Below are 19,909 nucleotides of genomic sequence, written 5' to 3' on the forward strand. Positions count from 1 at the left end.
ATCGTCGTTGACCTAATTGCTTTCGTCTTGAAACCGGTCGCGAACCTGCCGTCGACGCTCAGTCGAGCGGCCAGACCTCGCGGCTTGCTGCCCTTACCGCCTGTGCCGAATCGAGCGCGAGCAGATCCTGCGCGCGCTGACGGCACAACTGGTAATCGAGACGGCGCACACGCGCCTTGATGCCCGGCACCGATACGGGGTCGACCGACAGTTCGGTCACGCCGAGGCCCACCAGGATCGGCACCGCGAGCGGATCGCCGCCGAGTGCGCCGCACACGCCCACCCACTTGCCGTGCTTCGCGGCGCCGCGCACCGCGATGTCGATCAGGCGCAGCACGGCCGGATGCAGGCCGTCGGATTGCGCCGCGAGATCGGCCTGGCAGCGGTCCATCGCGAGCGTGTACTGCGTCAGGTCGTTGGTGCCGATCGACAGGAAATCCGCGTGCTGCGCGAGCTGGTCGGCCAGCAGCGCGGCCGACGGCACCTCGATCATCACGCCGACCTCGATCGGCTCGGTGCGGCCCTGCGCACGCGCGAATTCGTCGATGCGCTTGCGCAGCCGCACGAGCTCGCCCGCGTCGGTCACCATCGGCAGCAGGATGCGCACCGCGCCGAACGGCTTCACCGCGAGCAGGCCCTGCAACTGATCGTCGAGCAGATCGGGGCGCACCTGCGCGAGACGGATGCCGCGCAGGCCGAGCGCCGGGTTCGGTTCGGGCGGCAGCGTCAGGTAGTCGACTTCCTTGTCGGCGCCGACGTCGAGCGTGCGGATGATCGCCGTGCGGCCCTGCAATGCGTCGACGATCGACTGGTAGCTCTGCTGGTGTTCGACCGCCGTCGGTGCGGCCTGGCGATGGATGAACATCAGCTCGGTGCGCAGCAGGCCGACTGCGTCGGCGCCGTTGTCGACCGCGGTGTTCGCGTCGTCGAGCGTCGCGATGTTCGCGGCGACCTCGATCGCGCGACCGTCGACCGTCGCAGCCGCTTCACCCGCCAGTTGCCGGTTCGCCTCGCGCACGCCGTCCAGACGCTGGCGCTCGTGCCGCGCGCGCTCGACGTCGAGCGCGGTCGGTGCGTGTTCGAGCCGGCCCGCGCTCGCATCGACGACGACCTGCGTGCCGTCCGGAATCGCGTACAGCGCATCGCCGACCGCAACCAGCGCCGGGATGCCGAGCTGCCGCGCGATGATCGCCGCGTGCGAAGTCGCACCGCCGCGCGCCATCACGAGCGCGGTCACGCGCTGGCGATCGAGCGACGACAGGTCGGACGGCGTGAATTCCTCGGCCGCGAGCACCGCTTCGTCGGGCAGCACACGCGCGGCGCCGTTCGTATGGCCGAGCGCACGCAGCACGCGCTTCTCGATGTCGCGCAGGTCGGCCGCGCGTTCGGCAAGCAGTGCATCGTCGAGCTTCGACAGCGTATCGATCTGCGTGCGGATCGTCGCGCGCCATGCGAAGCCTGCGCTCTTGCCGAGGCTGATCAGGTCGCGCGCCGCGTCGATCAGCGTCGGGTCCTCGAGCAGCACACGGTGCACCGCGAAGATGCCCGCTTCGCCGACCGCGCCGCGCGCCGATGCGTTGCGCACGGTTTCGGCGAGTTCGGCGTCGACCGCCTTCAGCGCCCGGTCGAGCTGGCGGCTTTCCGTGGCCGGCGTGCCGGCGGCCTGCTCGGGCGGCACGATTTCCGCATCGTCGAGACGCACCAGCGTGCCGACCGCGATGCCGGGCGCCGCGCACACGCCTGCGAGCGTGTTGGGTTCGACAGGGGCACCGACGTTGCGTGCGACCGTCTGCGGCGCGGGCGACTTCAGCCGCGCCGGTTGCTCCTCGACTTCGCCGTGCGCTTCGCGCAGCAGCTCGTGCTCGACCGCATCGACGGCCTGCTGTGCATGGGCGCCGCGACCAACGAGCTCGACCGTCGCGCCTTCGCCGGCGCCGAGGCCGAGCAGGCCGACGACGCTCGCGATCGACGCCTTGCGGCCGTCGAACAGCACGTCGACGGTCGCGTCGAACCCGCGCACGGCTTCGCGCGCCCGCGCGGCCGGCCGCGCATGCAGGCCGCCCGGTTGCGCCAGCACGATTTCACGGCGCACTTCGTTCTGCGCCGCGGCGCCGGTTTGCGCCGCCTGCACGGCCGCTTCGCCCTTGCCGCGCAGCACGAGCAGCGGCGTCTTGCCGGCCGTCGCGAAGCCGCTGGCACGATCGACGACCTCGAACGCATCCGAGTTGGCGATCGCGATCACCGACACGAGCGAATGCGCGCTGCGCGCCACCGCGTCCTGGTCGAACTCGATCAGCAGCGTGCCCGCCTCGACACGCGCGCCCGCCTCGACGTGCGCGATGAAACCCTGTCCGTTCAGCTCGACGGTATCGATGCCGATGTGCAGCAGCACTTCCGCGCCCTGCGGCGTCGTGATCGTCACCGCGTGGCCCGTGCGTGCGAGATGCGACACGACGCCCGCGCACGGTGCGACGAGCTGGCCCGCGAGCGGGTCGATACCGATGCCGTCGCCGAACATCCCGCCGGAGAACACCGGATCGGGCACGTCGGCCAGCGCGACGATCGGCCCCGTCAACGGGGAAAGCAGGACGATCTGATCGTGGGTGGGGCTCTTCAACTGGGACTCCTCGGCGCGTCTCATCGGCGGTCTCGGCTATCAGTGCGTTTCGGTGACTTTGTTCAGGTGGCGCGGCGTGTCGGGATTGCGGCCGCGCGCAACGGCGAGATCCGCCGCCATCACGTAGAACGAAAGAATGGCGGCGATCGGGTCGAGCGCCGAATGGGCGGACTGCGCAAGCGGCAGCGTCGCGCCGGGTATGCCGGCGGGCGCCGCGAGCAGCACGGCGGCGCCGCGGGCGCGCATGTCTGCGGCAAGCTGCAGCAGGCCGGCCTGCTCGGGCCCCGGCGGAGCGAACACGAGCAGCGGATAGTCGCGGTCGATCAGCTCCATCGGGCCGTGACGGACTTCGGCGCTCGAGAACGCCTCGGCCTGGATGCCGGACGTTTCCTTCAGCTTCAGCGCGGCTTCCTGCGCGATCGCGAGGCCCAGGCCACGGCCGATCACGATCATCCGTTCGACACCCGCGAGCGCGGCCACCGCCTGCGACCAGTCGAGCCGGCCGGCCTGCGCGAGCACGTCGGGCAGGCCGCGCAGTGCGGTGATCAGCGCGGCGTCGCGCTGCCAGTACGCGACGATCTGCGCGGACAGCGACAGCATCGCGACATAGCTCTTCGTCGCGGCGACCGACAGTTCGGGGCCGGCAAGCAGCGGCAACTGGTGCTCGCACGCGTCGGCGAGCGGCGACGGCAGCACGTTCACCGCGGCGACGGTGCGCGCGCCGGCTTCGCGCAGCGCGGCCATCGTATTGACGAGATCGGGGCTCTTGCCCGACTGGGAGAAGGCGATCGCGAGCTGGTCCTGCACCTTCAGCGGCGCCTGCTGCAGCGTCGCGACCGACATCGGCAGCGATGCGACCGGCACGCCGAGGCGGCTCATCGTCAGGCTCGCGAAATAGCTCGCGGCGTGATCCGAGCTGCCGCGTGCGACCGTCAGCGCGACGGCCGGCGGGTGGTCGAGCAATTGGCCGGCGAGCGCTTCGACGCGCGTGGTGTCGGCGAGCTGCGCGGCGACGACCTGGGCGGACTCGCGCGCTTCCTTAAGCATATTCGACAATCGATTCTCCTTCGACGTAGGTCGCGGTGAGGTTCAGGTCGCGGTCGAACACCGCGAGGTCGGCCCATGCGCCGCGCTCGAGGCGGCCGCGATCGGCGACGCCGAGGTAGTCGGCCGCGTAGCGCGACATCCGGTTCGACACGTCCGCGATCGGCAGGCCGAGCGACACGAGGTTGCGCAGCGCCTGGTCCATCGTCAGCGTGCTGCCGGCGAGCGTGCCGTCGGCGAGGCGCACGCCGCCGAGGCACTTCGTCACGTGCTGGCTGCCGAGCCGGTATTCGCCGTCGGGCATGCCGGTTGCGGACGTGCTGTCGGTCACGACGTACAGGCGCGGGATCGCGCGCAGCGCAGCACGAATCGCGCCCGGGTGGACGTGCAGCAGGTCGGGGATGATTTCCGCGTATTCGGCGTGGGCAAGCGCCGCGCCCACGAGGCCCGGGTTGCGGTGATGCAGCGGCGACATCGCGTTGAACAGGTGCGTGAAACCGCATGCGCCGTGCTTGAGCGCGGCCACCGCGTCGTCGTAGGTCGCGAGCGAATGGCCGAGCTGCACGCGCACGCCGCGCGCGGCCATCTCGCCGATGATCTCGATGTGGCCGGCGATTTCCGGCGCGAGCGTGACGACGCGAATCGGTGCGATCGACAGGTACTTCAGCACTTCGTCGAGCACGGCCGACACGGCCGCGTCGGGTTGCGCGCCGAGCTTGCCGGGGTTGATGTACGGGCCCTCGAGGTGCACGCCGAGCACGCGGGCGCCGCCCGGCGTGCGGGTGCGCGCGACGGTGCCGAGGTTCGCGACGACCTGCATCAGTTCGTCGCGCGGCGCGGTCATCGTCGTCGCGAGCAGGCTCGTCGTGCCGAATTGCGCGTGCGTGCGGGCGATCGTCTCGATCGCGTCGCCGCCTTCCATCACGTCGGCGCCGCCACCGCCGTGCACGTGCAGGTCGATGAAGCCGGGCAGGATGTAGGGCGCGTCGTTCGTCGCGGGATCGACGGGCTTGCCGTCGAGGGTCGTGATGCGGCCGTTCTCGCTATCGAGCGAACCGTGAATCCAGCCGTCGGGGGTAAGGATGTTTCCAGTCAGCATGACGTTCTCTTGATGATCTGGTGACGCGGGCATCCGCGTCGTGATTTGCAAATCCGTGTCGTTGCTTCACGCGTGTCGCGCGCGGGCAGTCTCGCGCGTCAGCGTTTCAGTTCGGCGACGAAGTCGTAGTAATCGTCGCGGCAATACGTTTCGCTCACTTCGATCGCGCGCTGGTCGGCGCCGTAGCCGATCCGCGTGATCACCAGCAGTGCCGAACCCGGCTTCACCGCCATCCATTTCGCGATCGCGTGCGTTGCGTTCGCCGCGCGAAAGTGCTGCAGCGCGCGCACGACGGTCATGCCGCGCGCTTCGAGGTATTCGTACAGCGACGCACCGAGCGCCTGCGGATCGGGCACCACCGCGGCCGGCAGCGTCGAGTGCTCGACGGCCATCACGATGCCGTCCGCGCGGCGCAGCCGTTCGAGCCGCGCCACCGTCGCACCGGGCGCGAGGCCGAGCCGCGTGATCTCGTCGCGGTTTGCGGCACGCAGCGTGCGCGACAGCCACACCGAATCGGGCACGAAGCCGCGCTGCTGCATCTTCGCTGTGAAGCCGACGAGACGCGACAGCGGATCGGCGACGCGCGGCGTGATGAAGCTGCCCGCCCCGCGCGCCCGCTTGATCAGCCCCTGCTCGACCAGCAGCGCGAGTGCGCGACGGGCCGTGATCCGCGACACGCCGACCGACACCGACAGCAGCCGCTCCGACGGCAGCGCCTCGCCGGCCCGCCACGCGCCGGCGTGGATCGCGCTCGCCAGGTTGCGGGCGAGCTGCAGATAAAGCGGCGTGTCGCTGAGGGGATCGGGCGCCAGTTCGGACCAGCCGGTTTCCATGTGCCTCCGGGTGTCGGACGACGATCCACGACCGTCGAAAGTGAACGCATTATATAACCACCATAATACCAGTCAACGAACTGGTATTAGCTATGCCGAAATCGCCGTAAGCCTTGCCCGGCAAGCGTTTTAGTCCTCATAAACCCTTTGTTTACAACGAAGTACGGGATAGGGATTTACCCGGATTGGTATGCAAGGGGACAGTTCCGGTACGCGGTTCGTCCGGGTTTTAGGCGGGAATATGAGACCTGGATAGGACCAATTGAGCCGACTGGTATGCACGGTTGGCGAGGCACCGCGCGTTCGGCGGCGCGCGCCGGTCGCGTCAGTGGAATTCGCGGCTCGACGTGCGCAAGCCGCCGAGCAGCGGCGTCAGATCCTCGAAGTGCTGCACGACGAGATGCCTCACGTCGCTCGCGACCTGCCACACGCCGGACGCGGCAAGCAGCCGCGAATCAAGGGTTTCGCGGCGCTGCCGCGCGAGCAGCTCGGGCCGGACGATCAGGTTCACGCAGCCCGTTTCGTCCTCGAGCGTCATGAACATCACGCCTTTCGCGGTGCCCGGCATCTGCCGTGCGGTCACGAGCCCGCACGCACGCGCGAGCCGGCCGTCGGGGCGGTCGTGCAATTCGGCCGCGGACGACAGCCGCCGCGCGCGCAGTTCGGGCCGCAGCAGCGCGACGGGGTGGCGGTTCAGCGTGAGGCCGGTGGTGTGATAGTCGGCGAGGATGTCGTCGGCTTCCGACGGCGCGCCGAGTGCGGGCTGCTCGGGTTCGTCGATCGGCGCGGTCGCGAGCAGGTCGCGTTCGGGGGCGGCGGCAACCGCTTGCCATAGCGCATCGCGGCGATGGCCGGCGAGCGTCGCAAGCGCATTCGCGGCGGCGAGCGCTTCGAGATCGCGGCGTTCGAGTTGCGCGCGACGCGCGAGGGTATCGACGTTGTCGAACGGGCCGGCCGCCGTGCGGGCGGCTTCGATGCGGCGTGCGGCGGCTTCGCCGAGGCCGCGCACGAGCGACAGGCCGAGCCGCACGGCCGGCTGGCCGTGCGGAGGCGGCTGGTCGGGCAGCGCTTCGAGCGATGCTTCCCAGTTGCTTTGCGTCACGTCGATCGGCAGCACCCGCACGCCGTGCCGCTTCGCGTCCTGCACGAGCTGCGACGGCGGGTAGAAACCCATCGGCTGGCTGTTCAGCAGCGCGGCGAGGAAGATCGCCGGTTCGTGGCATTTGAGCCAGCTGCTCGCGTACGCGAGTTTCGCGAAGCTTGCTGCGTGGCTTTCGGGGAAACCGTAATCGCCGAAGCCCTTGATCTGTTCGAAGATCTGTTCGGCGAAGTCGGGCGGATAGTCGCGCTCGCGCATCCCGTCGACGATCTTGCTGTGATATTTCTCGAGATTGCCCTTGCGCTTCCACGCGGCCATCGCGCGGCGCAGTTCATCAGCCTCGCCGGGCGTGAAGCCTGCCGCGATCATCGCGATCTGCATCACCTGTTCCTGAAAGATCGGCACGCCGTACGTACGTTCAAGTGCAGGCTTCAGGTCCTCCTTCGGATAACTGACCTTTTCGAGTCCCTGGCGGCGTTTCAGATAGGGGTGCACGGCCCCGCCCTGGATCGGCCCCGGCCGCACGATCGCAACCTCGATCACCAGATCGTAGTAAGTCTTCGGACGCAGGCGCGGCAGCATCGACATCTGCGCGCGCGATTCGATCTGGAACACGCCGACCGTGTCGGCACGGCAGATCATGTCGTAGGTCGCCTTATCATCCTGCGGAATGTGCTTCAGCGTGAACGGCTCGCCACCCGGCTCCGGCGGCCCGCGCCACGCGGTGCGCATGTCGAATGCGCGATGCAGCGCCGACAGCATGCCGAGTGCGAGCACGTCGACCTTCATCAACCCGAGTGCTTCGAGATCGTCCTTGTCCCACTGGATCACGCGCCGCCCGTCCATTGCCGCGTTCTCGACCGGCACGAGCCGCGTGAGCTTGCCGCGGCTGATCACGAAGCCGCCCGAGTGCTGCGACAGGTGGCGCGGGAAGTTGAGCAAGCGGGCGGCGAGTTCGGCCCAGGTGCGGATCAGCGGCGTTTGCGGGTCGAGCCCGGTCGACGAGAATTGCTGCAGCAGGTCGCGGCTGCCGTCGAACCAGCGATGCCCCTTTGCGACGCGATCGACCAGCATCGGATCGACACCGAGCGCCTTGCCGGTTTCGCGCAGCACGCCGCGCGGGCGATACGTCGATACGGCGGCCGCGAGCGCGGCGCGATCCTTGCCGTATTTTTTGTAGATATGCTGGATCACTTCCTCGCGTCGCTGGTGCTCGAAGTCGACGTCGATATCGGGCGGCTCACCACGCTCCGCGCTGATGAAGCGCTCGAACAGCATCGTGCTCTGGTCGGGATCGACCTCGGTGATGCCGAGGCAATAGCAGACGACCGAGTTCGCAGCCGAGCCGCGGCCCTGGCACAGGATGTTCTGGCTGCGCGCGTATTTGACGATGTCGTAGACGGTCAGGAAGAACGGCTCGTATTTCAGCTTCGCGATCAGGTCGAGTTCATGGCGGATCTGCTTTTCGACCTTCTCGGGAACACCCTGCGGATAACGATCGGCCGCGCCCGCCATGGTTTCCTGTTCCAGGTAGCTCGTCGGCGTATGCTCCTCGGGCACGATCTCGTCGGGATACTCATAGCGCAACGAATCGAGCTCGAAATCGCACGCATCGAGCATCGCGCACGTCTCCTCGATCTCGTCCGCCGAAAACAACTTCGCGATCCGCCCGCGCGTACGCAGATGCTGCTCTGCATTCGGCGCAAGCGCGTACCCGCATTCGGAGACGGGCATCCCGACGCGAATCGCCGTCATCACGTCCTGCAGCGGCTTGCACGAGCGCACGTGCATCGTCACGTCGCCGAGCGCGACGATCCGCACGCGTCGCCGCTCACCGGCCTCGCGAATCTCCTCGCGCTGTGGGCCGTCCAGCGCCCGCTGCAACTGCACGAGCCCGAGCCGCGCACGCTCGCCGAACGTTGCGCGAAACCACGCGACCTGCGCATCGAGTACATCAGCACGCACCGGATACGCGGGCACGAGAATCGCGAAGCAGTCGGGCATCCCGCGCAGGTGTGCGAATGCTTCGGGCGGCCTCGACAGCATTCGCGACGTCAGCGTGTAAGTGCCCTTCGGCGAGGCCATCCGCCGCCACGAAATCAGCTCGGAAAGATTGCCGTAGCCCTCGCGATTCTGCGCGAGCAGCACGAGCCCGAACGCACCAGGGCCGGGATCCTGGCCGGGCGCGACTTCGTCCGGCGTGATGTCGAAATACGAACCGATGACGAGCGGCAGCCCTTTCGCCTTCGCAGCGATGTGCATGCGCGGCGCGCCGGCGAGCGAACATTCGTCGGTGATCGCGATGCCGCGATAGCCGAGCTCGACCGCACGCTCGGCCAGTTCCTCCGCATGCGACGCGCCATGCAGGAACGAAAAGTTCGAACGGCAGAACAACTCCGCGTAATCGGGCAGCCCGCTGAAATCCGCCATCATCGTCGTTCACCCGAACAGGCCGTGCAGGAACCAGTGCGGATTCGCCTGGCTGCTCGTCCGCTCCCTGAACACCCAATAGCACGCGCCCTCTTCGTCCTGCGCGACGTGGTAATCGCGCGCGACGAGCTGACCGTCGAACCACCCCGCTTCGATCCGCTCGGGTGACGACATCATCCTGAGCGGCGTACGGAATACCGGCCGCTCCCCGCGCATCAGCAGCGGCAGCGGTTCGGCCAGCAACCACGCGGGACGCGGCGGCACGGCCGGCAGCCCGCCGGCCGGCTTGCCCGCTTGCGCATCGAGCGGCAGCCAGCGGTTCGCGGCCTCGGGCCGGTGATCAGCGACGGGCGCCGCACGCAATACGTTGTCCGTGCCCAGCCGCGCGGCCAGCAGCTCGATGAGCCGCGCACGCGTCTCCTTCGTGCCGCCCGGCTCGGGGAAAAGATCGTCGGCCGGCGGCGCGACCGATTCGACGCGCGTGGCCTTCAGACGCACCGCGATCACCGCGGCCGGCAGCTCGACGCGCGCGAGCCGCTCGCCGAGCAACCGCATGAAATGCGCCTCGTCACGCACCGGCGACGCGAACGCGAGCTCGAGCGGCGTCGGCGGTACGGCCTGGCAACCGCGCTCGTGTTCGAGATCGAACGTCATCGCAGCCAGCGACAGTTGCCGCGCGGCCAGCCAGCCGCACAGCTGCACGACGAGCCGCCGCGCAACGAACAACACGGCTTCGGCGTATTCGACGCGCTCCTGCAATTCGAGCCGCACGTCGAACACGGGCGGCACCGCCATCCATGCAAGCGGCTCGACCGCGTCGCCATACGCACGATCGAGCGCGGCCAGCAGCGCTGGACCGCAACGACGCTGCAGCCCCGCGCGCGGCAGCCCGCGCAGATCGGCGAGCGTGCGGCAACCGAGGCCGTCGAACCAGCCCGCATACGGACGCGCGTCGGGCAGCAGCACGCAGGGCAGCCTGTCGAGCACACGGGCAAGCGAGGCCGGGCTCGCGACGCGGCGCCGGATGCGCGCACGAGCCGACACGCGCGCGAGCAGCCACGCGCCGCCCCCGGTCGGCGCGGCGGACAGGCGTGCCGCATAGCCGAGCGCCGCGAGCGTCGCACGTACCTGGCGGCACAGCGACGGCAACCCGCCGAACAGGCGCAGGCTCGGGCCGACGTCGACGAGCAGCGTGGCTTCGTCGCCGAGCGCGACGCACGGCGAGAAGCGCAGCAACGCGAGCGCGACCGCGCGCAGCGCATCGGCCTCGCGCGCGGGATCGCGTTCGACGAGTTGCGTGTGCGGCGCGAGCGTGAGCACGCCGCCGCGCTTCATGCCCGCGCGCACGCCCTGCCGGCGCGCGGCCGCGTCGGCGATCAGCACGACACCCTGCTCGAGCACCGCACAGCCTGCGCCGCCAGCCTCGCCCGCCTCGCCGTCAGACGGAAGCGCGACGCACACGTCGAGCGGCAGGCGCGGCAGATGGATGCCGAGCAAGACGCGCATAGCGGCTCTCCACGATGGGCGACGGCAGGTCGAGCACGAGCGGCTCGCTGCGGGCGGGGCCACGCCGCTTGACGATGTCGAGCGACACGCCGCCCGGCACCGGGTACAGCGCGACGCGCAGCACGGCCGGCGATGGTTGCCGCTCGGCCGACAGCGGGCGCAGCATCACGAACAGCGTGTCGCCCGTGCGCGCGGCCGCGAGATGCAGGCGCCGCAGCGCATCGGGCCGCGCGTCCTGCCACAGCAGCAGCGCGCCGCAACAACCGGTCTTGAGTGCCTGCTCGGCAGCCCACAACGCATCGGTGTGGCTGCCGGCACGCAGCCACAGCAGTGCGTCGGACGGCACGCCGAGACTGGCGAGCGCGGTCGCATGCGGCGACTGCGGCGGCGCGACGAGCGCGAGTGGCCGCCGGGCGCTGACGGTGCGTGCGAGCGCGGGCGCGAGCAGCCGCATCTCGCCGCAGCCTGGCTGCGCGGCCAGCAGTTCGACGAGCCCGCCGACCGGCCAGCCGCCGCCCGGCAGCTCGGCCGACAGCGGCGCGAAGCCGGTCTCGATCGTGCGCGGACCGCCGCGCGCGAGCTGCGAGCCGCGCCACAGCGACGGATGAAGAGATTCGGGAGAAATGGAGGATGCGAGCATGATGCCACCCACAACTGTATGGATATACAGTATATGGCAATGCGCTCGCGTCGCACAGCACCGGTGCAAAACCGGTTTTCTTCAGAGGAAAAACGACGGGAAAGCCGGCGCGGCCGTCATGTTACGCCGCACCGGAGCAGGCGTGGCCGGATCGTGTCGCCCGGCCGGGCCTGCACGCCAACCCGCCGGCGAACCGGCACGATGCAACACCCCGCACCGCGCCGGCCCGCCGGCCGCCCGTCAGCCGAGCAGCAACGCGTCGTCGTCGAGCTGCTCGTGGCGCACCTTCTCGAACATCTGCAGCAGGTCCGGCACGTCGAGCCCGCGACGCGCGTCGCCCGACACGTCGAGCACGACCTGCCCCTGGTGCAGCATCACCGTGCGGTCGCCGTAGTCGAGCGCCTGCCGCATGCTGTGCGTGACCATCATCGTCGTCAGCTTGCTCTCGGCGACGATGCGCGCGGTCAGCTCCAGCACGAACGCGGCCGTCTTCGGGTCGAGCGCGGCGGTGTGCTCGTCGAGCAGCAGGATCCGCGACGGCCGCAGCGACGCCATCAACAGGCTCACCGCCTGCCGCTGGCCGCCCGACAGCAGCCCGATCCGGTCGGTCAGCCGGTTTTCCAGCCCGAGGTTCAGCAGCCGCAGCTTGTCGCGGAACAGCTCGCGCGACGGCCGGTCGAGCGCGGCCCGGAAGCCGCGCCGCGCACCGCGCGCCATCGCGAGCGCCATGTTCTCCTCGATCGTCAGCGCCTCGCAGGTGCCGGCCATCGGATCCTGGAACACGCGCGCAACGAGGTGCGCACGATCCCACGCGGCCTTGCGCGTCACGTCGGTGCCGTCGATCGAGATGCGTCCCGCATCGACGGCCTGGTCGCCGCTGACCGCATTGAGGAAGGTCGACTTGCCGGCGCCGTTCGAGCCGATCACCGCGACGAACTGGCCGTCGGGAATCTCGAGCGACAGCCCGCGCAGCGCGCGCGTCTCGATCGGCGTGCCGGGATTGAACGTGAGTTTCAGGTCTTGTGCGGACAGCATGTCAGGCCCCTCCGTTCTTGCGCGCGAACAGTTTCTTGCGCGTCGCCGGCAGCACCAGCGCGATCGTGACGAGCGCGGCCGTCACGAGGTTCAGATCCTGCGCCTTCAGCCCGATGAATTCGCTGTTCAGCGCGAGCGCGATGAAGAAGCGGTAGACGATCGCGCCGAGCACGACCGCGAGCGTCGTCAGCACGAGCCGGCGCGCCGGCAGCAGCGTCTCGCCGATGATCACGGCGGCCAGCCCGATCACGATCGTGCCGATCCCCATCGAGATGTCCGCACCGCCTTGCGTCTGCGCGAACAAGGCGCCTGCGAGCGCGACGAGCGCGTTCGACAGCGCCATCCCGGCGAGCGTCGCACGGCCGGTCGCGATGCCTTGCGCACGCGCCATCCGCGGGTTCGCGCCGGTCGCGCGCATCGCAAGGCCGAGCTGCGACGAAAAGAACCAGTCGAGGCCGAGCTTCGCGACCACGACGACGATCGCGAGCAGCGCCGGGCGCAGCACGTAGTCGGGCATCCAGTCGGGCTGCAGCACGGTGAAGATCGTCGGCTCGGTGATGAGCGGCACGTTCGGCCGGCCCATGATCCGCAGGTTCACCGAATAGAGCGCGATCATCATCAGGATACTGGCGAGCAGGTCCATGATTTTCAGGCGCACGTTGAGCCAGCCGGTGATGAAGCCGGCCACCGCGCCCGCGACGATCGCGATGCAGGTCGAGCTGAACGGGTCGTAGCCGGCCGAGATCAGCGTCGCGGCGACGGCGCCGCCGAGCGGAAAGCTGCCGTCGACGGTGAGGTCGGGGAAGTTGAGGATGCGGAATGAAATCAGCACCCCGAGGGCGACGAGGCTGAAGATCAGGCCGATCTCCAGTGCGCCCAGAAACGAGAACAGAGACATGATGGGGAAATCCTGTTGCTTCCCGGCCTCACGTGTACGGCCGGGCGAAGCGAACGGGCGGCCCCGGGTGGGAGCCGCCCGTCCGGCGGTGTCGTTCAGGCCCGGATCGGGCCCGCAAGCGCGGCGGTCGGGCCGCGGCTTACTTGATGACCGTCTTCGCGTCCTTGAGCAGATCCGGCGACAGCGTCACGCCCTGCTTCGCGGCCGCGCCCGTGTTCGCGAACAGTTCGAGGTTGCTGCTCGTCTCCGACGCGATCGCGCCCGGCTTCTCGCCCTTCAGGATGCGCGCGACGACCTTGCCCGTCTGGCGGCCGAGGTCGCCGTAGTTGATGCCGAGCGCCGCGATGCCGCCACGCTTCACGCTGTCGGTGTCGCCGGCGACGAGCGGGATCTTCGCTTCGTTCGCGACCTTCACGAGCGCTTCGTACGCGGATACGACGTTGTTGTCGGTGTTCGTGTAGATCACGTCGACCTTGCCGATCAGGCTTTTCGCGGCCGGGCCGATGTCGACGGTGCGCGGCGCGGCCGCTTCCTTCAGCGTCATGCCCTGCTTCGCGAGGATCTCCGCGAGCGCCTTCACGACGACGACCGAGTTCGCCTCGCCCGGGTTGTAGACCATCCCGACCGTCTTCGCCTTCGGCACGACGCGCTTGATCAGCGCGACCTGGCGATCGAGCGGCAGCTTGTCGGATACGCCCGTCACGTTGGTGCCCGACGGGCCCCAGCCCTTCACGAGCTGCGCGGCGACCGGATCGGTCACGCCCGAATAGACGACCGGCACGCTCTTCGTCGATGCAACCACCGCCTGCGCGGCCGGCGTCGCGATCGCGACGATCACGTCGGGCTGGTCGCCGACGAACTTGCGCGCGATCTGCGCGGCCGTGCCCGTGTTGCCCTGCGCGCTCTGGTATTCCCACTTGAGCTTGTCGTCGCCGTAGCCTTCCGCCTTCAGTTCGGCACGCACGCCGTCGCGGATCGCGTCGAGCGCCGGATGGTCGACGATCGACAGCACCTTGACGGTTTGTGCATGCGCGGCGCCGGCCAACGCGAGTGCGGCCACGCCGGCCGTGATCGAACGGATCGCGAAAGTCTTGAAACGCTTCATGGGTGTGTCTCCCCCGTATTTGTGTCGGTTCTGGATGATGGATTTCCGCCGCCGTCGGGCGGGCGCCGCCATGCGTACGACGCGCTGGCGAACGGCCCGCGCACGCTCCGGGAAAGCGCGCAGCGGCGAACGCACGAGGATACCATTTCCGCAGACCACCGCCTGACTCCGCGCTTTCGCGGCATGCCCCGGATCGCCGCGCCCGCCGAAGCCCGCGAACGCGCGCGAAGCCCGGCCGGCGGCGGTTTCCGTCGGCCTCGGCGCAACGCGTCAGCCGCGCTCGCGGCTTTACGTTATGCTGTCGACCGACCCCATCCACGCCATCGGAGGGCACATGAAACGGGGAGTCAGAGCCATCGCATTCGCGGCCGTCGCGCTGGCGTTGCCGGGCGCGGCGTTCGCGCTGACCGACGGCAGTGCGCAATACGACGACTGCATGCTCAATGCGCTGCGCGAAAGCCGCAACGGTGCGGCGGCGCAACTGATCCAGCGCTCGTGCGACGCGCTGTATCGCAACAACGCGATGCTGCTGCCGCGCGAGCGGCGTTTTCACGAGTGTGTCGTGCAGTCGCTGCCGGGCGTGCGCGACAACTATGCGATCCAGCAGATCATGTCGATCTGCTCACGGCGCGGCGAGATGTGACGCGGCGTTGAACGCGCCACACCGCGCGGCCGTCGCCGATCGGCCGCGCCAATGAAAAAGGGCCTGCGCGATGCAGGCCCCTTGCGTTCAACGGTCCGACCGGTGTGCGGCGTTCAGAACGACGCGACCATCGAGCCCTTGAACTGCTTCTTGATGAATTCGCGTACTTCCGGCGACTGGTACGCCTTGACCAGCTTCTTCACCCACGGCTGATCCTTGTCCTTCGCGCGCACGGCGATCACGTTTGCATACGGGCTCGTCAGCGATTCGAGCGCGATCGCGTCCTTGGTCGGCTGCAGGTTGGCGGCGAGCGCGTAGTTCGTGTTGATCACGGCCGCGTCGACGTCCGACAGCACGCGCGGCAGTTGCGCGGCGTCGAGTTCGGAGATCTTCAGCTTCTTCGGGTTCTCGGCGATGTCGAGCACCGTCGCGTTGTTGCCGCCCGTGCCCGCGCCGGCCTTCAGCTTGATCACGCCTTGCGTCTGAAGCAGCAGCAGCGCGCGGTTTTCGTTCGACGGATCGTTCGGCACCGCGAGCTTCGCGCCCTGCGGCAGGTCCTTCAGCGACTTGAACTTCTTCGAGTACACGCCGATCGGCGAGATGTAGGTCAGGCCTGCCGTGACCAGCTTGTAGCCGCGCTGCTTCACCTGGCTGTCGAGGTAGGGCTGGTGCTGGAAGCTGTTTGCATCGAGGTCGCCCGAGTCGAGCGCCGCGTTCGGCTGCACGTAGTCGTTGAACTCGATGACCTTCACGTTCAGGCCTTCCTTCTCCTTCGCGACCTTCTGCACGAGCTGCCACACTTCCGCATCCGGGCCGGCGACCGTGCCCACCTTGATCACCTTGTCTTCGGCGTGCGCACCGGCCGACAACGTCAGCGCGGCGCCGGTGGCCAGCACGGAAAATACCTTCAGGAGACTGCGACGCTTCATCTGTTTCTCGCTTTCTTGCTTGACTGAAATGGGGCGCGATACGGGTATGCCCCGACTCGCAGGAAGGGGCAAATGGTGTCACAGGAACAGCGGGAAGTGAAATACATCCCGCTCATATGGGTATGCACCGCAGCGGTGCTGGCGGGGGCTGCGCGACTTGGCCGTTAGTTGCGTTCATGCGAGCCGCGCATCGGCCCGAGCGCGTCACGCCACCGCTGCCCGGGCGGCCGCCTTCGTCTCGAACGCCGGCTCGCCCACCTGGCCGCCCACCCGGAACGCGCCGACCGCATCGCGCAGCCGCGCTGCCTGTTCCTGCAGCGACGCGGCGGCCGCGGCGGCCTCCTCGACGAGCGCCGCGTTCTGCTGCGTCACCTGATCCATCTGCGTAACCGCGCGCCCGACCTGCGTGATGCCGCTCGCCTGCTCCTCGGACGCGGCCGCGATCTCGCCCATGATGTCGGTCACGCGAGCGACGGCCTGCAGGATCTCGCCCATCGTCGTGCCGGCCTGGCCGACCAGCGCCGACCCGTTGCGCACGCGCTCGACCGAGTCGACGATCAGCTCGCGGATCTCCTTCGACGCCGTCGCGCTGCGCTGTGCGAGCGAGCGCACTTCGCCCGCGACCACCGCGAAGCCGCGGCCCTGTTCGCCCGCGCGCGCGGCTTCGACCGCCGCATTCAGCGCGAGGATGTTGGTCTGGAACGCGATCCCTTCGATCACGCCGATGATGTCGGCGATCTTGCGCGAGCTGTCGTCGATCTCGCCCATCGTGCCGATCACGCGGTTCACGACGTCGCTCCCCGTGCGCGCGATCTCCGATGCGCTGTTCGCGAGCCCGCTCGCCTGCCGCGCGTTGTCGGCGTTCTGCTTCACGGTCGCAGTCAGCTGCTCCATGCTCGCGGCGGTTTCTTCCAGCGATGCGGCCTGCTCCTCGGTGCGCTGCGACAGGTCGTCGTTGCCGGCCGAGATCTGGCGGCTCGCCGACGCGATCGAACCGGCCGACTGGCGAATCCCGCCGATCGTCGCCTGCAGCCGTGCCTGCATGTCGTGCATTGCGGCCATCATGCTCGTGCGGTCGCCCGCACGCACCGGCACCGGCTGCGTCAGGTCGCCCTGCGCGATGCGCGCGGCGAGCGCGGCCGCTTCGTCGGGCTCGCCGCCGAGGCTGCTGCGCACGTTGCGGATGATCACCAGCATCGCCGCGCTGATCACGAAGCCGATCACGAGCACGACCGCGAGGTGGCCGAGCAGCGTCCGGTAGTAAATGGTGTCAATGTCCTTCAGGAAGACGCCGCTCGAGATGTTCCAGTCCCACGGCGCAAAGCGCGTGACGTAGCTGATCTTCGGTACGGCGGTCTCGCTGTGCGGCAGACGCCCGCGGTACTCGGCGAAGCCGCTGCCGGTTTCTTTCGCGGCGTTCAGGATCGTGACGAACAGCGGCTTGCCGTCCGGGTCGAGATAGTCGCCGACCTGGGTGCCGACCAGCTTCGGCAGCGTCGGATGCATCAGCACGACCGGCTTCGAGTCCATTACGAACACGTAGCCCGCATCGCCGTAGCGCATCGCGGCGAGGCTCGCGAGCGCGTCGCGCTTCGCGTCGGCCTCGGGCAGCGCGCCGTTCTGCGCGAGCGCGTGATACGCCTTCACGATGCCGGCCGCCGAATCGACGAGATTCGCGATGCCTGCCTTGCGTTCGGCGAGCATCGTCGCGCGCGTCTCGTACGCGCTCCATGCGCCGACGCCCAGCAGACCGATCCATACCAGCGCAAGCGCGAGCCACAGCTTGCGGTTCAAACTCATTCTGCTCATCTGCGTGCCTTTGTCGATGTCGATGCGCACGCTGCGCGCGAACGGCCTGCCGCGCGCAAACGCTTGCCCAGTCATTTACGGCACCGAGGCTTACAACTTGAATACGGGCCGGCGCCGCAAACCGGCGATCGACATGCCGCCCGCACCGCACCGCGACCGCCGGCGCGACAGTCCGCGTCCGCTGTGCTAAAAAGACCGGCTGGCCGGCACACGAAGCGCCGGTGTCATTCCGGGGGCCCCATGTACGTCATCGACATTCACTACACCGCATCGCTCGAGCGCATCGACGACGCACTCGAACGCCATCGCGCATTCCTGCAGCCGCAGTTCGACAAGGGCATCTTCATCGCAGCGGGGCCGAAGGTACCGCGCGAGGGCGGCGTGATCCTCGCGGCCCGCATCGATCGCGACGAGTTGGATGCGATCCTGAAGACCGATCCGTTCGTCACCGAGGGGCTCGCCACGTATCGCGTGACGGAATTCCGGATCACGCGTGCGGCATCCGGCTTCAACGTGCCCGCACTGCCGTAACGCAACGCCTGCGCGACCTCCGCGCGATGCGCGCGCAGGCCGCTACGCCGCCCGACGGGCGGCGCATGCAAACAACGAAGAGAGAGGGAAAGCGTGACGGCGCGAAGCGGCCGTCACGTGATCGCCGGGCCGGGCGCCCGGCGGCTGCCGGTCACTCGACCAGCAGCTTCAGGTCGTGGACCCACGGGCCGGGGCCCTGGCCGTCGCGCACGAACAGGCGCAGCTTGCCGTCGCGGTCGAACACGTAGCTCGCGGCCGTGTGATCCATCGTGTAGCTGCCGGGCGTCTTGCCGGGCACCTTCGCGTAGTACACGCGGAAATCCTTCGTGACCTTCTTCAGCGCGGCTTCGTCGGCCGGCCGCAGGCCGATGAACGACGGATCGAACGCGGGCACGTACTGGCCGAGCAGCGCGGGCGTGTCACGCTCCGGGTCGACGGTGACGAACAGCACCTGCACGCGCTTCGCGGCATCGGGCCCGAGCTGCTTCAGCGCTTCGGACAACTCGGCCATCGTCGTCGGGCAGACGTCCGGGCAATGCGTATAGCCGAAGAACATCACGACGGCACGACCCTTGAAGTCGGCGAGCGTGCGCACCTTGCCGGCCGTATCGGGCAGCGAGAAGTCGCTGCCGAACTGCGTGTTGCCGGTGATGTCGAGATTCTGGAATTTCGGCGCGTTGTCGCATCCGGCGAGCAGCAGCGCTGCCGTGAATGCGCATGCGAGCATCCAGCCTTGGCGCGCGCGGCGCCCGAACCGTGATTGGAGCATTGCGTTCAAACCGTGCGGTTACACGCCGAGCAGCGGGCGTGCATAGTGATCGACGAGCAGCGCGGCGAACAGCAGCGACAGGTAGACGATCGAGTAGCGGAAGGCCTTGCGGGCGAGTTCGTCCGAGTAGTCGCGATGGATCTTCCACGCATACGCGAGGAACACCGCGCCGAGCAGCACCGCGCTCGTCAGGTAGACGGCCCCGCTCATCCCGGAGATGAACGGCATCAGCGTGACCGCGAACAGGATCACCGTGTACAGCAGGATGTGCAGCCGCGTGAACTTCTCGCCGTGCGTGACGGGCAGCATCGGCAGCCCCGCGTTCTCGTAGTCCTTGCGGCGATAGAGCGCGAGCACCCAGAAATGCGGCGGCGTCCACACGAAGATGATCAGCACGAGGATCCACGCGTCGCCCGGCACCGCGCCGGTGACCGCGGCCCAGCCGAGCGCCGGCGGCATCGCGCCCGACGCACCGCCGATCACGATGTTCTGCGGCGTCATCGGCTTGAGCAGCAGCGTGTAGATCACCGCGTAGCCGACGAAGGTGGCGATCGTCAGCCACATCGTCAGCGGGTTCGTGAACGTATAGAGCGTCCATGCGCCGACACTGCCGAGCACGGCCGAGAACAGCAGGATCTGCGGGGTCGTGATCTCGCCGCGTGCGGACGGGCGCCACGCGGTGCGGCGCATCATCGCGTCGATTTTCTGTTCGACGAGGCAGTTGATCGCGAACGCGGCGCCGGCCAGCAGCCAGATGCCGACCGTACCGCCGATCAGCACGTGCCACGGCACCATGCCCGGCGTCGCGAGGAACATGCCGATCACCGCGCAGAACACCGCGAGCTGCGTGACACGCGGCTTCGTCAATGCCATGTACTGCGAAAACCGGCTACCGGGCGATTGGGAGAGGGTGCTTTGCATG

The 19,909-nt window shown here is 68.7% G+C and carries 16 protein-coding genes; 2 read left to right on the plus strand and 14 right to left on the minus strand.

The features are described 5' to 3' along the window. Nucleotides 1-58: 58 nt before the first annotated feature. From ptsP to FFS49_RS14470, 10 genes are all read right to left on the minus strand, one after another. Nucleotides 59-2,641, minus strand: coding sequence for a phosphoenolpyruvate--protein phosphotransferase (gene ptsP, locus FFS49_RS14425; protein ID WP_105816774.1), 2,583 nt, complete (start codon nucleotides 2,639-2,641; stop codon nucleotides 59-61). Between the two features lie 15 nt (nucleotides 2,642-2,656). Further along, a complete protein-coding gene (locus tag FFS49_RS14430; protein WP_105816773.1) occupies nucleotides 2,657-3,664 on the minus strand; it encodes an SIS domain-containing protein in 1,008 nt (335 codons plus the stop codon). After that, on the minus strand, nucleotides 3,657-4,760 hold the full coding sequence (gene nagA / locus FFS49_RS14435; protein ID WP_039346122.1) for an N-acetylglucosamine-6-phosphate deacetylase: 1,104 nt from the start codon (nucleotides 4,758-4,760) through the stop codon (nucleotides 3,657-3,659). The genes FFS49_RS14430 and nagA overlap by 8 nt, the downstream gene beginning before the upstream one ends. Before the next feature lie 98 nt (nucleotides 4,761-4,858). Beyond that, nucleotides 4,859-5,593 carry a GntR family transcriptional regulator gene (locus FFS49_RS14440; protein WP_039346124.1) on the minus strand — a complete coding sequence of 245 codons (735 nt, stop codon included), beginning with the start codon at nucleotides 5,591-5,593 and terminating at the stop codon, nucleotides 4,859-4,861. A gap of 325 nt (nucleotides 5,594-5,918) precedes the next feature. Continuing rightward, nucleotides 5,919-9,125 carry an error-prone DNA polymerase gene (locus tag FFS49_RS14445; protein ID WP_105816772.1) on the minus strand — a complete coding sequence of 1,069 codons (3,207 nt, stop codon included), beginning with the start codon at nucleotides 9,123-9,125 and terminating at the stop codon, nucleotides 5,919-5,921. 6 nt (nucleotides 9,126-9,131) lie between these two features. Then, the gene (locus tag FFS49_RS14450; RefSeq protein ID WP_105816771.1) at nucleotides 9,132-10,628 is read right to left on the minus strand and encodes a DNA polymerase Y family protein; all 1,497 of its coding nucleotides are present in this window, start codon (nucleotides 10,626-10,628) and stop codon (nucleotides 9,132-9,134) included. Continuing rightward, nucleotides 10,561-11,268 (minus strand): translesion DNA synthesis-associated protein ImuA, encoded by a 708-nt coding sequence (imuA, locus tag FFS49_RS14455; RefSeq protein WP_046196287.1) that lies wholly within the window; start codon nucleotides 11,266-11,268, stop codon nucleotides 10,561-10,563. Before imuA ends, FFS49_RS14450 begins: the two co-directional genes overlap by 68 nt. A gap of 240 nt (nucleotides 11,269-11,508) precedes the next feature. Then, entirely contained in the window at nucleotides 11,509-12,303 is a 795-nt protein-coding gene (locus tag FFS49_RS14460; protein WP_039346172.1) for an ABC transporter ATP-binding protein, read from the minus strand. A gap of 1 nt (nucleotide 12,304) precedes the next feature. After that, nucleotides 12,305-13,201, minus strand: coding sequence for an ABC transporter permease (locus tag FFS49_RS14465; protein WP_039346181.1), 897 nt, complete (start codon nucleotides 13,199-13,201; stop codon nucleotides 12,305-12,307). 139 nt (nucleotides 13,202-13,340) lie between these two features. Beyond that, on the minus strand, nucleotides 13,341-14,306 hold the full coding sequence (locus FFS49_RS14470) for an ABC transporter substrate-binding protein (RefSeq protein WP_039346183.1): 966 nt from the start codon (nucleotides 14,304-14,306) through the stop codon (nucleotides 13,341-13,343). A 334-nt stretch (nucleotides 14,307-14,640) separates the two neighbouring features. Between FFS49_RS14470 and FFS49_RS14475 the strand changes: the two genes are divergently transcribed. After that, nucleotides 14,641-14,949 (plus strand): VF_A0006 family four-cysteine protein, encoded by a 309-nt coding sequence (locus FFS49_RS14475; RefSeq protein WP_039346509.1) that lies wholly within the window; start codon nucleotides 14,641-14,643, stop codon nucleotides 14,947-14,949. 113 nt (nucleotides 14,950-15,062) lie between these two features. Here FFS49_RS14475 and FFS49_RS14480 read toward each other — a convergent pair whose 3' ends face one another. Both FFS49_RS14480 and FFS49_RS14485 read right to left on the minus strand, forming a co-directional pair. Further along, nucleotides 15,063-15,878: a MetQ/NlpA family ABC transporter substrate-binding protein gene (locus FFS49_RS14480; protein ID WP_039346185.1), complete on the minus strand. Its 816-nt coding sequence runs from the start codon at nucleotides 15,876-15,878 to the stop codon at nucleotides 15,063-15,065. A 204-nt stretch (nucleotides 15,879-16,082) separates the two neighbouring features. Next, on the minus strand, nucleotides 16,083-17,687 hold the full coding sequence (locus FFS49_RS14485) for a methyl-accepting chemotaxis protein (RefSeq protein ID WP_105816782.1): 1,605 nt from the start codon (nucleotides 17,685-17,687) through the stop codon (nucleotides 16,083-16,085). A 240-nt stretch (nucleotides 17,688-17,927) separates the two neighbouring features. On the opposite strand from FFS49_RS14485, the gene FFS49_RS14490 reads away from it, so the two are divergent. Continuing rightward, entirely contained in the window at nucleotides 17,928-18,218 is a 291-nt protein-coding gene (locus tag FFS49_RS14490; protein WP_039346187.1) for a YciI family protein, read from the plus strand. Nucleotides 18,219-18,369: 151 nt separating this feature from the next. On the opposite strand, the gene FFS49_RS14495 is transcribed toward FFS49_RS14490, so the two are convergent. Continuing rightward, nucleotides 18,370-18,987 carry an SCO family protein gene (locus FFS49_RS14495; RefSeq protein ID WP_071335121.1) on the minus strand — a complete coding sequence of 206 codons (618 nt, stop codon included), beginning with the start codon at nucleotides 18,985-18,987 and terminating at the stop codon, nucleotides 18,370-18,372. A gap of 18 nt (nucleotides 18,988-19,005) precedes the next feature. After that, entirely contained in the window at nucleotides 19,006-19,908 is a 903-nt protein-coding gene (gene cyoE, locus FFS49_RS14500; protein WP_006477738.1) for a heme o synthase, read from the minus strand. Nucleotide 19,909 lies beyond the last annotated feature (1 nt).

It is taken from the genome of Burkholderia sp. 4NA327C6 (assembly GCF_005502655.1).
GTDB classification, from domain to species: Bacteria; Pseudomonadota; Gammaproteobacteria; order Burkholderiales; family Burkholderiaceae; genus Burkholderia; species Burkholderia contaminans.

Excerpts from the sequence above, each read along its gene's own strand:
- imuA (WP_046196287.1), bottom strand. The coding sequence starts at position 11,268 with ATGCTCGCATCCTCCATTTCTCCCGAATCTCTTCATCCGTCGCTGTGG.
- FFS49_RS14450 (WP_105816771.1), bottom strand. The coding sequence starts at position 10,628 with ATGCGCGTCTTGCTCGGCATCCATCTGCCGCGCCTGCCGCTCGACGTG.
- nagA (WP_039346122.1), bottom strand. The coding sequence starts at position 4,760 with ATGCTGACTGGAAACATCCTTACCCCCGACGGCTGGATTCACGGTTCG.
- FFS49_RS14480 (WP_039346185.1), bottom strand. The coding sequence starts at position 15,878 with ATGAAGCGTCGCAGTCTCCTGAAGGTATTTTCCGTGCTGGCCACCGGC.
- FFS49_RS14465 (WP_039346181.1), bottom strand. The coding sequence starts at position 13,201 with ATGTCTCTGTTCTCGTTTCTGGGCGCACTGGAGATCGGCCTGATCTTC.
- FFS49_RS14470 (WP_039346183.1), bottom strand. The coding sequence starts at position 14,306 with ATGAAGCGTTTCAAGACTTTCGCGATCCGTTCGATCACGGCCGGCGTG.
- FFS49_RS14460 (WP_039346172.1), bottom strand. The coding sequence starts at position 12,303 with ATGCTGTCCGCACAAGACCTGAAACTCACGTTCAATCCCGGCACGCCG.
- FFS49_RS14475 (WP_039346509.1), top strand. The coding sequence starts at position 14,641 with ATGAAACGGGGAGTCAGAGCCATCGCATTCGCGGCCGTCGCGCTGGCG.
- FFS49_RS14445 (WP_105816772.1), bottom strand. The coding sequence starts at position 9,125 with ATGATGGCGGATTTCAGCGGGCTGCCCGATTACGCGGAGTTGTTCTGC.
- FFS49_RS14485 (WP_105816782.1), bottom strand. The coding sequence starts at position 17,687 with ATGAGCAGAATGAGTTTGAACCGCAAGCTGTGGCTCGCGCTTGCGCTG.
- FFS49_RS14495 (WP_071335121.1), bottom strand. The coding sequence starts at position 18,987 with ATGCTCCAATCACGGTTCGGGCGCCGCGCGCGCCAAGGCTGGATGCTC.
- FFS49_RS14490 (WP_039346187.1), top strand. The coding sequence starts at position 17,928 with ATGTACGTCATCGACATTCACTACACCGCATCGCTCGAGCGCATCGAC.
- ptsP (WP_105816774.1), bottom strand. The coding sequence starts at position 2,641 with ATGAGACGCGCCGAGGAGTCCCAGTTGAAGAGCCCCACCCACGATCAG.
- cyoE (WP_006477738.1), bottom strand. The coding sequence starts at position 19,908 with ATGCAAAGCACCCTCTCCCAATCGCCCGGTAGCCGGTTTTCGCAGTAC.
- FFS49_RS14430 (WP_105816773.1), bottom strand. The coding sequence starts at position 3,664 with ATGCTTAAGGAAGCGCGCGAGTCCGCCCAGGTCGTCGCCGCGCAGCTC.
- FFS49_RS14440 (WP_039346124.1), bottom strand. The coding sequence starts at position 5,593 with ATGGAAACCGGCTGGTCCGAACTGGCGCCCGATCCCCTCAGCGACACG.